This window comes from Brevundimonas goettingensis, assembly GCF_017487405.1.
In the GTDB taxonomy this organism is placed as follows: Bacteria; Pseudomonadota; Alphaproteobacteria; order Caulobacterales; family Caulobacteraceae; genus Brevundimonas; species Brevundimonas goettingensis.
This window is the reverse complement of record NZ_CP062222.1, coordinates 2562852-2578286: the sequence shown is the minus strand read 5'-3', so window position 1 is coordinate 2578286 and position 15435 is coordinate 2562852. Positions and strand designations below refer to the sequence as shown.

The 15435-nt window shown below is 68.1% G+C and carries 11 protein-coding genes; 8 read left to right on the top strand and 3 right to left on the bottom strand.

What is annotated here, in order from left to right; translation table 11 throughout:
- The first annotated feature begins 257 nt into the window (after window positions 1-257).
- On the top strand, window positions 258-3080 hold the full coding sequence (locus tag IFJ75_RS12525; protein WP_225896808.1) for a M16 family metallopeptidase: 2823 nt from the start codon (window positions 258-260) through the stop codon (window positions 3078-3080).
- Window positions 3081-3163: 83 nt separating this feature from the next.
- Here the strand turns inward: IFJ75_RS12525 and IFJ75_RS12520 are convergent, their stop codons facing one another.
- Genes IFJ75_RS12520 through IFJ75_RS12510 form a run of 3 tightly spaced genes read right to left on the bottom strand, consistent with a single transcriptional unit; the run spans window position 3164 to window position 9061 of the window.
- Window positions 3164-4591 (bottom strand): efflux transporter outer membrane subunit, encoded by a 1428-nt coding sequence (locus IFJ75_RS12520; RefSeq protein ID WP_207868520.1) that lies wholly within the window; start codon window positions 4589-4591, stop codon window positions 3164-3166.
- Entirely contained in the window at window positions 4591-7839 is a 3249-nt protein-coding gene (locus IFJ75_RS12515) for an efflux RND transporter permease subunit (protein ID WP_207868519.1), read from the bottom strand. The genes IFJ75_RS12520 and IFJ75_RS12515 overlap by 1 nt, the downstream gene beginning before the upstream one ends.
- Before the next feature lie 7 nt (window positions 7840-7846).
- On the bottom strand, window positions 7847-9061 hold the full coding sequence (locus tag IFJ75_RS12510; RefSeq protein ID WP_207868518.1) for an efflux RND transporter periplasmic adaptor subunit: 1215 nt from the start codon (window positions 9059-9061) through the stop codon (window positions 7847-7849).
- A 274-nt stretch (window positions 9062-9335) separates the two neighbouring features.
- Here IFJ75_RS12510 and IFJ75_RS12505 point away from each other — a divergent pair, with 274 nt between their 5' ends.
- The 7 genes from IFJ75_RS12505 to IFJ75_RS12475 all read left to right on the top strand — a co-directional run bounded on the left by IFJ75_RS12505 (window position 9336) and on the right by IFJ75_RS12475 (window position 15434).
- On the top strand, window positions 9336-9797 hold the full coding sequence (locus tag IFJ75_RS12505; RefSeq protein ID WP_263972981.1) for a TetR/AcrR family transcriptional regulator: 462 nt from the start codon (window positions 9336-9338) through the stop codon (window positions 9795-9797).
- Window positions 9798-9822: 25 nt separating this feature from the next.
- Window positions 9823-10215 (top strand): hypothetical protein, encoded by a 393-nt coding sequence (locus IFJ75_RS12500; RefSeq protein ID WP_207868517.1) that lies wholly within the window; start codon window positions 9823-9825, stop codon window positions 10213-10215.
- A gap of 191 nt (window positions 10216-10406) precedes the next feature.
- On the top strand, window positions 10407-10562 hold the full coding sequence (locus IFJ75_RS12495) for a hypothetical protein (protein WP_207868516.1): 156 nt from the start codon (window positions 10407-10409) through the stop codon (window positions 10560-10562).
- A gap of 128 nt (window positions 10563-10690) precedes the next feature.
- Window positions 10691-12433: a dihydroxy-acid dehydratase gene (gene ilvD / locus IFJ75_RS12490; protein WP_207868515.1), complete on the top strand. Its 1743-nt coding sequence runs from the start codon at window positions 10691-10693 to the stop codon at window positions 12431-12433.
- 3 nt (window positions 12434-12436) lie between these two features.
- Window positions 12437-13444, top strand: a complete 1008-nt coding sequence (gene ilvC, locus IFJ75_RS12485; protein ID WP_207868514.1) for a ketol-acid reductoisomerase — start codon at window positions 12437-12439, stop codon at window positions 13442-13444.
- Between the two features lie 26 nt (window positions 13445-13470).
- On the top strand, window positions 13471-15183 hold the full coding sequence (ilvG, locus tag IFJ75_RS12480; RefSeq protein WP_207868513.1) for an acetolactate synthase 2 catalytic subunit: 1713 nt from the start codon (window positions 13471-13473) through the stop codon (window positions 15181-15183).
- Window positions 15180-15434, top strand: coding sequence for an ACT domain-containing protein (locus IFJ75_RS12475; RefSeq protein WP_207868512.1), 255 nt, complete (start codon window positions 15180-15182; stop codon window positions 15432-15434). Before ilvG ends, IFJ75_RS12475 begins: the two co-directional genes overlap by 4 nt.
- The last annotated feature ends 1 nt before the right edge of the window (window position 15435 follow it).

Genomic DNA, 15435 nt, shown 5'->3' with positions numbered 1-15435 from the left:
CATAAAGCCAAAAACATGCTTTTCGGCAAATGATTTTCGTGAGAGCTGGGTTTTTGGACGATGTTCGGCATGATCATGCCGATGATGTGCAAAGCGATGGATGAACCGACCCTCCATGGCCGCGCTTGTTTGAGAACGGTTCGCGATAACTCGTCCGAACATGACCAAAAGTTCAGGAAACGTTGCTTTCCCGGTGAGCGGGTGCGGTCTAGGCAGGTGTAACGGCCCAGCTGGGCCCCTCGCATTCGGAGGAATAGATGCGTTCGACCGCCTGCCGCCTGGCCCTGATGGGAGGCGTCGCCGCCTCCGTCGCCTTCGCTTCCGCCGCCCTTGCTTCCGCCGCCTGGGCCGCGCCTGAACCCGCCGCTCCGGCCTCTGCGGCCACGCAGCGCGGCGAGCGTCTTGCGCCCCTGCCGCCGATCGAAATTCCGTTCACGAAATTCGTCCTGAACAACGGCCTGACCCTGATCGTGCACGAGGACCACAAGGCCCCGATCGTGGCGGTCAACATCTGGTACCACGTGGGTTCCAAGAACGAGCCGGCGGCGCGTTCGGGCTTCGCCCACCTGTTCGAACACCTCATGTTCAACGGCTCGGAGAACTTCAACAACGACTTCTTCAAGGCGACCGAACTGCTGGGCGCCACCGACCAGAACGGCACCACCAACACCGACCGCACCAACTATTTCCAGAACGTCCCGACGTCGGCCCTGGATTCGATCCTGTGGCTGGAGAGCGACCGGATGGGCCATCTCGTCGGCGCCATCGACCAGGCGCGTCTGGATGAGCAGCGCGGCGTCGTCCAGAACGAGAAGCGCCAGGGCGAGAACCAACCCTACGGCCGCGTCTGGGATGCGATCACCAACGCCACCTATCCGGCCGACCACCCCTATGGCCACACCGTCATCGGCTCGATGGACGATCTGAACGCGGCCGATCTCGACACGGTCAAGGCCTGGTTCCGCGACTATTACGGCGCCTCGAACGCGACCATCGTCCTGGCCGGCGACATCACTCCGGAAGAGGCCAAGGCCAAGGTCGAGCAGTATTTCGGCGACATCCCGCCCGGACCGCCCGTCACCCATCCGAACCGCATGATAGCGCCGATGGTCGGCCATCAGTCCGAGACCATGTTCGACCGCGTCGGCCAGCCGCGCCTCTACAAGGTCTGGAACACGCCGGAAGCGGGCTCGGCCGACAGCGACTATCTGGGCCTGCTGGGCCAGGTCCTGTCCTCGGGCCGCAACTCGCGCCTCTACAAGCGTCTGGTGTTTGACGATCAGGTCGCGGTGGGCGTCAACGCCGGCCAGAATGAGAGCGAGATCGGCAGCCAGTTCCTGGTCATCGTCACCGCCAAGCCGGGTCAGGACCTGGCCCGGATCGAGGCCATCGTCGATGAGGAGATGGCCAAGCTGCTGCGCGACGGTCCGACCGCCGAGGAGCTGGAGCGCGCCCGTACGGTTCAGGGCGCGGGTCTGGTGCGCGGCGCCGAGCGGATCGGCGGCTTCGGCGGCAAGTCCGACCTGCTGGCCGAGAGCCAGGTCTTCCACGGCGACCCGAACGCCTGGAAGGACAGCTATGAGCGCGTCCTGGCTGCGACCCCGGGCAACCTGACCGCCGCAGGCCGCCAGTGGCTGACCGACGGCAGCTATTCGCTGAACGTCCTGCCGATGCCCGACTATGCCGCCGCCGCGACCGGCGTCGACCGGACCCAGGGCGTGCCCGCCACGGGCGCCGTCCCGGCCGCCATCTTCCCCGAGGTGCAGCACGCCACTCTGTCGAACGGGCTGAAGGTGGTCCTGGCGCCGCGCGACGGCGTGCCGACCGTGTCGATGAACCTGATCGTCAATGCGGGTTCCGCGACCGACGCCGCCGACAAGGCCGGCATCGCGTCGCTGGCCCCTTCGGTGATGACCAACGGCACCGACACCCTGGATGCGCTGCAGATTTCGGACCGCACCCAGCTGCTGGGCGCCACCCTCGGCGCCGGTTCGGCCGCGGACTATTCCAGCGTCTCCATGACCGCCCTGTCCACCCGGATGGAGCCGTCGCTGGCGCTGTATGCCGATGTGATCCAGCACCCGGCCTTCCGCGCGGCCGACTTCACCCGCGCCCAGGCCCAGCAGGTCGCCGGCATCCAGCAGGCCAACCGCAACCCCGGCGCCATCGCCAGCCGCGTCCTGGCCGCCAACGTGTATGGCCCTAACAGCCAGTACGGCCGTCCGACGACCGGGACCGAGGACACGGTCAAGGCCCTGACCCCGGCCGACGCCGAGGCCTATCACGCGACCTGGTTCCGTCCTGACAACGCCACCCTGGTCGTGGTCGGGGACACCACCCTGGCCGAGTTGCAGCCGCAGCTGGAAGCCGCCTTCGCCGGCTGGAAGGCGCCCGCGACCCCGCTGCCGGCCAAGCCCGCGACCTCGGTCATGGCCGCCTCGGCCCAGCCGCGCGTGCTGCTGGTCAACCGTCCGGGTCCGCAGGCGATCATCACCGCCGGCCGTCTGACGGCGCCGTTCGACGCCGCCTCCGAGCCGCGTCAGGACGCCTTCAACACCGCCCTCGGCGGCGCCTTCACCAGCCGGATCAACATGAACCTGCGGGAAGACAAGCACTGGTCCTACGGCGCCTCCTCGGGCGTCCGCACGGCCATCGGCCCGCGCATGTTCGCCGCCACCGCCGCGGTCCAGTCGGACAAGGTCGCCGAGAGCACGGCCGAGGTTCGCAATGAGTTGACCGGCGTGGTCGGTTCCCGTCCGGTCACGGAGGCTGAACTGACGGCGGTCAAGGCCAACCTGATCCAGGGCATGGCCGGCGGTTGGGAAACCAATGCCGCTGTCATGGGCGAACTGACCCGTATGGTCGTCTACGGCGTGCCGGAAGACTACTATGCCGCCTACGCCCGCGAGGTGAACTCCACCACGCCGGCCATGGCCGCGACGGCGGCGCAGACGGTGGTCGGCTCGGGTCCCACGACCTGGGTCATCGTCGGTGACGTTGCCGCGATGAAGGCCAAGATCGAGGCCCTGAACCTGGGTCCGGTCACGGTTGTGGACGTCAACGGCAACCCTGTCCCGTAAGGGGCAGGCAGACGCCTGAAATGACGAAGGGGCCGGTGATCGCTCACCGGCCCCTTTGCTTTGCCCGGTTGTGAGCCCGGGACTTAGCTTTCCGCCTGCCAACCGCCCGCCAGGGCCTTGAACAGGGCGATCTGGTAGGTGGTGACGAGGGCGTCGGACTGGGCCAGGGCCGCCTCGGCGCCCGCCAGGGTCCGTTCGGCGACCAGCACCGTCAGGAAGCTGTCAGCGCCCGCGTCGAAGCGGGTGCGCGAAAGGCGCGCGGCGGTGGCGGCCTGATCCCGCGCCTCGGTCAGGGCCGTGCGGCGGTCCAGTTCGTTGGCGTAGTTGGACAGGGCCGTCTCCGTCTCCTGCAGGGCCGTCAGCACGGTCTGGTCGAAGGTCGCGAGGGCCGCGTCGCTCAGGGCGCCCGTCTGGGCGATCCGGGCGCGGGCCACGGCGATGTTCGGGAAGGACCAGCTGATCAGCGGACCGAAGGAGAACCGATAGTTCTCGTCCTTGCCCAGATCGCCCGAGTCCAGCGCCGTCGACCCGAACGATCCGCCCAGGCTGATGGTCGGATAGAGCGAGGCCGTGGCCACGTTCACCCGCGCGGCGGCGGCGGCCAGGTTGCGTTCGGCCTGACGCACGTCGGGACGACGGGCCAGAAGCGCCGCGCCGTCGCCGACCGGGATCGGCTGGGTCAGCTGGGGCGGACGGGCGCAGGTCTTCGCCGCTTCCGAGGCCTCGGCCGGGGTGCGACCGGTCAGGGTCGAGAGGCGGAACAGGGCCTCGTCGCGCGCGGCCAGCAGCGAGGGCACCGCCGCCCGGGTCTGGGCCAGGGTCGCCCGGGCCTGGGCGACGTCGAGACCGGTGCCGGCCCCGCCGTCCAGCAGGCGCTGGGTCAGATCGACGGTGTTCTGCTGCAGGTCCAGGTTCCGTTGGGCGACGGCGATCTGGGCGTTGGCGGAACAGGCGTCGGCATAGGCGCGGGCCGTTTCGGCGGCGACGCTGACGCGGACCACGTCGACCGCCGCCGCCTGGGCGTCGGCGTCGGCGCGGGCGGCGCGGATCGAGGAGCCCACGCGACCGAACAGGTCGATTTCGTAGGAGGCGCTGATCCCGGCGTCATAGGTGTCGACCTCGGGCGGCTGGGTCCCGGTGGTCGAGGTCGCGGCCGAACCCTGGCTGCGCGTCGCGGTGGCGCTCAGGCTGGTGGTCGGCAGGAGGCCGGCGCGGGCTTCCGAGAGCGAGGCCCGGACGGCGCGCAGATTGGCCTCGGCCGCTTCCAGCTGGTTGTTCTCGGCGAAGGCCTGGGTGATCAGGCCGTCCAGCGTCGGGTCGTTATAGAGCCGCCACCAGTCGCTGCGCGCCTCGGCGGTCGAGACCGCCGTCGAGGATGAGCCTGTGAAGGCGCCCGACGCCTGGGGGGGAAGGTCGGCGTCGGGCGCCTTCGGCCCAACCGCGCAGGCTGCCAGTACAAGGGCGGCCGGGGCGACGGTCAGGAACCGTTGAACGTAGGAACGAGCAGTCATCAGAGGTCTCCGGCCGGGCCCGTGGCGGGCAGCGGCTGGTTGGGGTCTTGCGGCGGCGTACCCGTGGTGGGGGCCGGCGGCGTCTTGGACGGCTCATGCGGAATGCGGGCCGCGATGGCGCGGGTGAGCACATAGAAGACCGGCGTGAACAGCAGGCCGAAGATGGTCACACCCAGCATCCCGAAGAAGACCGCCGCGCCCAGGGCCTGGCGCATTTCGGCGCCCGGACCTTCGGCCAGCACCAGCGGCAGAACGCCGAGGATGAAGGCGAAGGAGGTCATCAGGATCGGGCGAAGACGGGTCTTGGCGGCGGAGACGGCGGCGTCCCAGCGGTTGAGACCTTCTTCTTCCGCCTGTTTGGCGAACTCGACGATCAGGATGGCGTTCTTCGCCGCCAGCGCCACCAGCACCACCAGTCCGACCTGGACCAGGATGTTGTTGTCGAGACCCAGGGCGTTGACCCCGAGCAGGGCGGCCAGCACGCACATCGGCACGATCAGGATGACCGCCAGCGGCAGGGTGAAGGCCTCGTAGTTGGCGGCCAGCACCAGGAAGACCAGCAGGACGGACATCGCGAAGATCAGACCGGCGCCGCCCGAAGCGGATTTCTCCTGGAAGGCCAGTTCGGTCCATTCGTAGGAGAAGCCGGGCGGAAGGGTCGCGGCGGCCAGTTGCTCCATGTCGGCGATGGCCTGACCGGACGAGATGCCCGGCGCGCCCTGGCCCTGCAGCTCGGCCGCCGGGAACAGGTTGAAGCGCACGATCCGCGAGGGACCGGAGTCCTGGCGCAGATTGGCCAGCGAGCCGATCGGCACCATGGCGCCCGAGGTCGACTTGACCTTCAGGTTGGCGATGTCGGCCAGATCGTCGCGATAGGCCGGCTCCGCCTGGGCGGTCACGCGATAGGTGCGGCCGGCCATGTTGAAGTCGTTGATGTAGGACGAGCCCAGATAGATGCCCAGGGTGTTGAACACCGCGGACGGCTGGACGCCCAGCATCAGGGCCCGGTCACGATCGACGTCGGCGGCGATGCGCGGCGAGGCGGTGTTGTAGGTCGAGAAGACCTGTTGCAGCGCTTCGGGCTTCTGGGCCGCGGCGCCCATCATGGCGAAGGTGGCGCCTTCCAGCGCGCGGTAGCCCGCGCCGGAACGGTCCTGGACCATCATCTTGAAGCCGTTGCCGGTGCCCAGCCCCTGAACCGAGGGCGGGGCGATGACGAAGATATTGGCTTCCTCGATGCCGCCGGTGGCCTGGGTGATGGCCCCGGCGAGGGCGGCCGCCTTGGTCTCCTTGGACTTGCGGTCCTCGGACGGATCCAGGCGGACGAAGATGGTCGCGGCGTTGGAGCCGAAGGCGAAGCTGGAGCCGTCGAGGCCGGCGAAGGCGACGGTTCCGTTGACGCCTTCCTTGGACTGGATGATGTCCTTGGCGCGCAGCATGACCTGCTGGGTGCGGTCCAGCGACGAACCCGCCGGCAGCTGGATGACGCCGATCAGGAAGCCCTGGTCCTGCTCGGGAATGAAGCCCGAGGGGGTGTCGACCAGACGCCATGCGGTCAGGGCCAGCAAACCCGCATAGACCACCAGGACGATGGCCACGAGACGGACCAGTTTGGCGGTGACCCGGCCGTACTGGTTCGACAGCCAGTCGAAGCCTTCGTTGAACTTGCGTCCGCCGAGGCCGACGTACCAGACGACGGAACCCCAGACGCCCGGCTTGCGATGGCCATGGCCTTCGGCATGTGGCTTGAGCAGCAGGGCGGCCAGCGCCGGCGACAGGGTCAGGGACACCAGCAGGGAGGTCACCGAGGCCGCGGCGATGGTCACCGCGAACTGGCGATAGAAGATCCCCGGAATGCCCGGCACGAACATGGTCGGGATGAACACCGAGACCAGCACCAGGCCGATGGCGATCAGGGCGCCCGAGACTTCCTCCATCGAGCGATAGGCGGCGTCGCGCGGACTGAGCCCCTCGCCGATCAATCGCTCGACGTTCTCGACCACGACGATGGCGTCATCGACGACGATGCCGACGGCGAGGATCAGGGCGAGCAGGGACAGGGAGTTAAGTGAATAGCCGAGGGCCAGCTGGACTGCGAAGGTGGCGACCAGGGCGACCGGGATGGCGATGATCGGGATGATGGCTGCGCGCCAGGTCTGCAGGAAGACCATGACCACGATGACGACCAGGATAATCGCTTCCACCAGGGTGTGCTGCACCGACTCGACCGAGGCGGCGACGAACTCCGTCGGGTTGTAGGCGACCTTAACCTCGGCGCCTTGCGGCAGGTCCTTGCGGATGGCCTCGAGCTCGGCCTGGACGCGTTCGGCGGTGCCCAGGGCGTTGGCGCCCGGCTGCTGGACGATGGCGACGCCGACGCCGCGCTTGCCGTCGAAGAAGCCGCGGATGCCGTAGTCCTGGGCGCCCAGCTCGACGCGAGCGATGTCGGACAGACGGGTCACGGCGCCGTTGGCGTCGGTCTTCAGGACGACCTGGCCGAACTCTTCGGGCGTGTTCAGACGACCCTGAACCTGGATCGGCTGCTGGAAGGCGGCGGCGTTGGTGGCGAAGGGCGGGGCGCCGATCGAACCGGCCGCGGCCTGGACGTTCTGGGCCTGCAGGGCGGCGATGACTTCCGAGGCGGACAGGTTCCGGGCCGCTGCCTTGGCCGGGTCGATCCAGACGCGCATCGAATAGTTGCCGCCGCCGAAGACGGTGACCCCGCCGACGCCCTCGATCCGCAGCAGTCGGTCGCGGATGGTGGAGTTGGCGTAGTTGCCCAGATAGTCGTTGGACAGGCTGCCGTCAGGCGAGGTGACCGAGGCGATCAGCAGGAAGCCCTGCGACGCCTTGGCGACCACGACGCCGGTCTGGCGCACCTGATCGGGGAGGCGCGGTTCAGCCAGGGCGACGCGGTTCTGGACAAGCACCTGGGCCTTGTCGAGGTCGGTGCCCGGCTTGAAGGTGACGGTGATCGCCACCGCCCCGTCCGAGGTCGAGGAGGAGGTGACGTAGAGCATGTCCTCGACGCCGTTGATTTCCTGCTCGATGGGCGCGGCGACGGTCTCGGCCAGGGTCTCGGCCGAGGCCCCGGCGAAGGCGGCGTTGACGGTGATCGTGGGCGGCGCGATTTCCGGATACTGCGACAGCGGCAGCAGCGGATAGGCGGCGAGGCCCACGATGGTGATGACCACCGACAGCACGGCCGCGAAGATCGGCCGGTCGATGAAGAAGCGGGAGATGTTCATGTGTGGATCAGTCGCCGATCGCCACGGAGCCCGACAGGGCGCTGGCTGAGGTCGCCGTGGCGGCCGGGGGGGCATAGGTGACGGGAGCCGCGTTCGCGGTCGGCGTATGGGTGATGCGGCCGGGGTTGGCCTTCACCTTCTGACCGGGCTGCTGAACGCGCGAACCGCCGTTGATGATGACGCGGTCCTGGGCGGTGATGCCCGAACGGATCACGCGCAGGCCGTCGATCAGCGGGCCGAGGACGACCGGACGCGGCGTGACCGTGCCGTCAGCCGCGACCACCGCGACGGTGCGCTGGTCGGCGCCGGCGGAGACCGCCGAATCCGGAACCAGCAGGGCGTCATAGGCGCCGGCGCCGGCGACGCGGATCTGGCCGAACATGCCGGGCTTCAGGAAGCCGTCGCCGTTGTTGACGATGGCCCGCAGACGGATGGTGCCGGACGACGGATCGATCGAGTTGTCGGTGAAGTCCAGGGTGCCGGCGTGACCGAATTCGGCCTCGTCCTGCAGGCGGATGCGGACCGGAGCGCCCTTACCGGCGCGAACCTGGCGCTGATACTTGAGCAGGGTCGCTTCCGAGCCGTCGAAGACGAACCAGATCGGCGAGGAGGAGACGATGGTGGTCAGGACGTCGGCGGCCGACGATCCGCCCGCGACCAGGTTGCCCGGGTCGGTGCGGCGGTTGGACACACGGCCCGAGACCGGGGCGGTGACGCGGGTGAACTCGACCTGCAACTGGGCGGTGCGGACATTGGCCTGGGCGGCGGCGACATTGGCCTCTGCGGTGCGCAGGGCGCCGGTGTTGGCGTCGACCTCGGCCTGGGACACGGCCTGCGAGGCCAGCAGCCCCTGCGAGCGCGTCAGATTGGTGCGGGCCAAGGCGACCTGGGCGTTGGCTTGGGCGACGGCGGCCTGGGCGGCGGCGAGGGCGGCCTGGGCCGGGCGCGGATCAAGCGTGAACAGCAGCTGGCCGCGCTGGACATAGTCGCCGTCCTTGAAGTGGACCGACTGGATATAGCCGCCGACGCGGGCGCGGACGTCGACCTGCTGGGTCGCCTCGAAGCGGCCCGTGAAGTCGTCCCAGTCGACGACCCGTTCCTGCAGGGGGTTGGCCACGGTGACCGGGGCGGGGGGCGGCGGGCCGGCGGCCTCGCTCTTGGAACAGCCATAAAGCGCGGCCGCAATCATTGCGGACACGGCGACGATCTTCAGCCTGCGCATGCGCGGCCCTCCAGCAAGCAATTTGAGTCCAGACGGACAAACGGGCAAATGGGGGAACGCGCCCGCAGGTCAACACCTGATGACATGTTTATTGTGCGACTGCGAAAAGCTTGTCAACAGGCGATGACATAGCCATACTCCCTTTGGGGCTTTTGAGGACATCAACTTGAGTTTCGAGCTTTGCAGTAGGCCCCGGAATGCAGCGGCGACCCGGGAGGCCATTCTGGCGGCGGCGAACGCGCGTTTTCTGGCGGAAAGCTATGACCAAGTCGGGATGCGCGACATCGCCCGCGACGTCGGCGTCGATCCGGCCCTGATCTCCCGCTACTTCGGTTCCAAGGAAGACCTGTTCAACTCCGTCCTCGAGGGCTGCGGCGACGGCTCGGACCTGACCGCCGGTGACCGGGCGACCTTCGGCGAACGCGTGGCGCACGACCTGGTCTATGGACCCAAGAAGGAGTTCAAGCTGCGCTGGCTGCTGCTGATGCTGCGCTCAATCACCTCGCCCAAGGCCGCCGAGATCATCCAGCGCGGATCGAAGGCCAAATTCTACCAGCCCTTCACCGACTGGGTCGGGGGCGAAGACGCCGAGATCAAGGCCAGGATGACCGCCGGCTTCATCATGGGCCTGACCGTCAGCCGCGACATCACCGGCGGCTTCGACATGACTGAAGAGCAGTGCGAGCGGTTCAAGGCGCGGATCGCCACGACGCTGCAGAGCTTTATCGACAGCTGACACCGTTGTCGGTCGGGCCGCGAGGATGACTGAAGCCGAGAAAATCGTGACGGCGGGCATCGCTGTCGCCATGTCTGCGAGCGCCCTTGGGCTGGTGTTCGTCCTGCCGCGTTTCCTCAAGGTTCCGGCGCCTTCGCCGTGGATCGGCGGCGCCGTCTTCGTTGTGGCCCTGGCCGTCGCCGGGCCGTGGATGGTGCGGACGCAAGGGGTCGCTCCTCTGCCGTTCGCGATCGCGGGCGTGATCGCCACGGCTCTGGCCTGCAAGGCGGCCGGCATCGTCCATATGAGCGGACCCGAGGCGGTCGCCGAACACCTGCGCGACCCGCAAGCGAGTCGACGCGCCCTGCGGCTTGAGCTTCTGGTCGGGGCGATTTTCGCCCTGATCGGCCTGGGACTGGCCTTCGGCCTGCAGCGCTGACAGCGCGGCGGCCGGTCGGTTTTGTCCGGCGGCGAGGCGTATGGCCGGTTGTTTCGAGCAAGGCCTGCCATACAGGGGTAGATTTTACCGTCGAGCGAGGCGTGGGGCCGGAATTTGGAAATTTATTCCAACAGCGGGTTGTGCCCGACCGGTTAATCTGGCTTTATGGGCGGGTAAGCAGGAGAGCGGCCGTGCGCCAATCCATTCGCCATGACCAGAAGACGCAGGGGGCTCAGGCCATCGCTGCGGCGCGCGCAAGCGTCGGTCCCGCGATGCTGACCACCCTCATTCTCAGCGTACTCCTCGGCCTTCTCCTTACCGGAGCGGGATGGATGCAGCTGACCTGAGCACACGCAAAATCAGGATCACACGCAGACACCCGCTCCCGAAAGGAAGCGGGTTTTTTCATACCCTAAACGACCCCGACGCTCTCTCCGCCGCCCCGACCGAACGACCAGCAGAAACGACCGCCTCCGTGACCACGCAAGATCCCACCCCCGAACCCAAAGCCGGCAACCGTCGCAGCGCGGTCGTGACCCAGGGTCCAAACCGGGCCGCGGCGCGGTCCTATCTGCGCGCGGCGGGGATGCGGGACGCCGACTTCGACAAGCCGATGATCGCCATCGTCAACACCTGGTCGACCATCACCCCGTGCAACATGCATCTGAACCGGCTGGCCAATGACGTCCGCGCCGGGATCATCGCGGCGGGCGGCTGGCCGGTCGACTTCAACACGGTGATGGTCACCGACGGCATCTCCATGGGCACGCCCGGGATGAAGGCCTCGCTGATCTCCCGCGAGGTCGTCGCCGACTCGATCGAACTGGCCGTCGAGGGCCATCAGCTGGACGGCGTCGTCTGCATCGTCGGCTGCGACAAGACCATCCCGGCGGCGGCCATGGCTCTGGCACGGATGGATATTCCGGGTCTGGTCTACTACGGCGGCACCATCATGCCGGGCGTGATCGGGTCGAAGGAGGTCTCGGTCCAGGAGGTCTTCGAGGCCATCGGCGCCCACGGCGCGGGCACGATCGACGACGAGCAGCTGAAGATGGTCGAGAGCGCCGTCTGCCCCGGCGCCGGCGCCTGCGGCGGCCAGTTCACCGCCAACACCATGGCCATGGCCCTGGCCGTCATGGGCATCTCGCCCATGGGCGCCAATGACGTTCCCGCCGTCGATCCGGCCAAGGCCGCGGAGGGCGAGCGCTGCGGCCGTCTGATCGTCGAGCGCGTCTTCGCCGGCGACAGCGCCCGGAAGTACATCACCCGCGCCAGCCTGAAGAACGCCGCCGTCGCCGTTTCGGCTTCGGGCGGATCGACCAATGCCGTCATGCACCTGACCGCCATCGCCATCGAGGCGGGCGTCGACTTCGGCGTCGAGGACTGCCACCAGGCCTGCGTCGAGGCCCCGGTCATCTGCGACCTGAAGCCCGGCGGCAGATTCCTGGCCTCGCACCTGTACGCCGCCGGCGGCACCCGTCTGGTCACCCAGCGGCTGGCCGAGGCCGGCAAGATCATCAACACCCCGACCGTCTCCGGCCGCAGCCTGTTCGCCGAGGCCGCCGAGGCCGAAGAGACCCCCGGTCAGGTGGTGGTCGCCACGATCGACCAGCCCATCATGGAGCGTGGCTCCTATGCGGTCATCTACGGCGACGTCGCCCCGGAAGGCGCGATCATCAAGCTGACCGGCCACAAGGTCGACCGCTTCGAAGGCCCGGCCTGCGTCTTCGACTCTGAGGAAGACGCCTTCCACGCCGTCCAGGACGGATCGGTGGGCGAGGGCGACGTCATCATCATCCGCTACGAAGGACCCAAGGGCGGCCCCGGCATGCGCGAGATGCTGCAGGTCACGGCGGCCCTGAAGGGCAGGGGCATCTCGGATGTCGCCCTGCTGACCGACGGCCGCTTCTCGGGCGCCAGCTACGGCTTCGTCGCCGGCCACGTCTCGCCGGAAGCGGCGGTCGGCGGGCCGATCGGCCTGATCCGCGACGGCGACCGCATCACCATCGACGTCACCAACCGCCGCATCGACGTCGCCGCCGACCTGGCCGCGCGCCGCAAGGATTTCGTCCTGCCGCCGATGGCTCCGGCCCACGGCGTCTTCGCCAAATACCGCGCCTCGGTGGCTTCGGCCTCGCAGGGCGCCGTCACCATTCCCAACCCTCCGCAGGCGCAAACGCCAGCGTCCATCACCGCCAAAGAAACCGAGAAGGCCTGAGCCATGGAAATCTACACCAACGACGACATCCGTCCCGGCGTCATCGCCGGTCAGCGCATCGCCGTCATCGGCTATGGCTCGCAGGGCCGGGCCCACGCCCAGAACCTGAAGGATAGCGGCCACGACGTCATCGTCGGCGTCCGTGAAGGCGGCAAGGGCTGGAAGAACGCCCAGTCGGACGGCCTGGCGACGGCCGAGCCCTCGGAAGCGGTCAAGGACGCCGACATCATCGCCATCCTGACGCCCGACATGGCCCAGGCCGAGATCTACAAGACCGTCATCGAGCCCTACGCCAAGGCCGGCTCGGCCCTGCTCTTCGCCCACGGCTTCTCGATCCTGTACGGCCGCGTCACGCCGCGCGAGGACATGGACGTCATCCTGGTGGCGCCCAAGGGTCCCGGCGATCTGGTCCGCCGCGAGTACGCGCGCGGCCGCGGCGTCCCCGCCTTGTTCGCCATCGAGAAGGACGTCACCGGCAAGGCCCGCGACCGCGCCATGGGCTATGCCAAGGGCATCGGCGGCGCGACCGGCGGCCTGCTGGAAACCAGCTTCAAAGAAGAGACCGAGACCGACCTGTTCGGCGAACAGGCCGTCCTGTGTGGCGGCGCCAAGGAACTGGTGATGGGCGGCTTCTCGACCCTGGTCGAGGCCGGCTACCAGCCCGAGATCGCCTATTTCGAATGCCTGCATGAGCTGAAGCTGATCGTCGACCTGTTCTACGAGGGCGGCATCACCAAGATGAACGAGTTCATCTCCGAGACCGCCAAATGGGGCTCGGTCGTCTCCGGCCCGCGCGTCATCAACGGCGAGACCCGCGAGCGCATGAAGGAGATCCTGACCGAGATCCAGAACGGGACCTTCGCCCGTGAATGGATCGCCGAGAACGAAGCCGGCAAGGGCGCCTACGACGCCCTGGTCAAGGCCGACTCCGAGCATCCGATCGAGGTCGTCGGCGCGGGCCTGCGCGAGCGTATGGCCTGGCTGCACGCCCCCAAATCCGAAGCCGCCTGAGCGCCTGAGTAAATAGAGCCAGACCGATGAGCGCCGCCGCGACAGCCATCAAACCCTCGACCGAGACCGAGCCCCAATCGGGCGCGCGTCTGGTGGTCTCCACGCTCGAGAAGCTGGGGGTCGAGGTGCTGTTCGGCTATCCCGGCGGCGCCATCATGCCCATCTACGACGCCATCGCGGGGTCGAAGCTGCGCCACTATCTGTGCCGCCACGAACAGGGCGCGGCCTTCGCGGCGGACAGCTACGCCCGGGTCTCGGGCAAGGTCGGGGTCTGTATGGCGACGTCGGGACCGGGCGCGACCAATCTGGTCACCGGCATCGCCAACGCCATGCTGGATTCGATCCCGATGGTCTGCATCACCGGCAATGTCGCCCAGGGCGTCATGGGCATGGACGCCTTCCAGGAAGTCGACATCCTGGGCGTCACCCTGCCGATCGTGAAACACTCCTATCTGGTCCGCAGCGCCGCCGACATTCCGGCGGTGATCGAGGAGGCCTTCCACATCGCCCGCTCGGGTCGCCCCGGTCCGGTCCTGATCGACCTGCCCAAGGACGTCCAGTTCGAGATGACCGACGCTCCGCGCGGCATCCATCTGTCGAACGAGATCGACGTCGCCGAGGCCTCGATCATCGCCGAGGCCGAGGCCGCCATCCGCGCCGCGAAGAAGCCGATCCTGTACATCGGCGGCGGGGCCAAGATTTCGGGCGCCGTCGAGGCGGTCCGCGACTTCGCCCGCATGACCGGCATCCCGCAGGTCTCGACCCTCAACGCCCTGGGCACCATCCCGACGGGTCAGGACAACTTCCTGGGCATGCTGGGCATGCACGGCACCCGCGCGGCCAATGAGGCGGTTCAGGACTCGGATCTGCTGATCGTCGTCGGCGCCCGGTTCGACGATCGCGCCACCGGCAAGCTGACCGAGTTCGCGCCCCACGCCGGGGTCGTCCATTTCGACATCGACCCTTCGGAGATCGGCAAGCTACGCAAGGTCGCGGTCGGCGTCACCGGTGACCTGAAGCCCAATCTGGAAGCCCTGAACGCCCGTCTGTCCCGTGGCGCGGCGATCGACGTCTCCGGCTGGGCCGACCAGTGGCGCATCCGCTCGGCCGAGACCGCCTTCGACTATAATGCGCCGGGGGAGGGGGTCTTCGCGCCCCAGCTGCTGAACGAGCTGTCGCAGAAGGCCGGGCCGAACTTCATCGCCGCCTGCGACGTCGGCCAGCACCAGATGTGGGTCGCCCAGTACTGCGAGTTCTCGCGGCCTCAGGCCCATATCACCTCGGGCGGTCTGGGCTCGATGGGCTTTGGCCTGCCCGCCGGGATCGGGGCCAAGCTGGCCGAGCCGGACGCCTGCGTCGTCACCATCACCGGCGACGGCGGGGTCATGATGAACATCCAGGAGCTGGCGACCGTCAACCGCTTCAAGATCCCGCTGAAGATCATCCTGCTGGACAACTCGCGCCTGGGCATGGTGCGCCAGTGGCAGGAGTTCTTCTTCGAGCGGAACTTCTCCGAGGTCGATCTGTCGGACAATCCGGACTTCGTGAAGGTCGCCGAGGCCTTCGGCATTCCGGCCTTCCGCATCGACCGCCGCGATCAGGTCTCGGCCGGCATCGACCGGCTGCTGGCTGCAGAAGGGCCGATCCTGGCCCACGTCATTATCGATCCCGCCGACAATGTCTGGCCACTGGTTCCCCCGGGCAAGAACAACGGCGAAATGCTGGAGGGCTCACGATGAGCGACACCATCCATATCCTGATCGACCGCGCCGACGGCGCCCTGCAGCGGCTCATCGGTCTGGTGGAGCGGCGCGGCTTCCACATCGACGCCATGGATATGGCGAGCGAAGGCTCCGCCCTGCGCATTGCCCTGACCGTGCGCGGCCGCGACGCGGGTCGTTCGATCACCAATCTGGGCCAGCAGATCGACCGTCTGGTCGGGGCGCGCCGCGTCTCGAACGACGCAGCCTTTCGCTTCGAGGCCGCCTGAC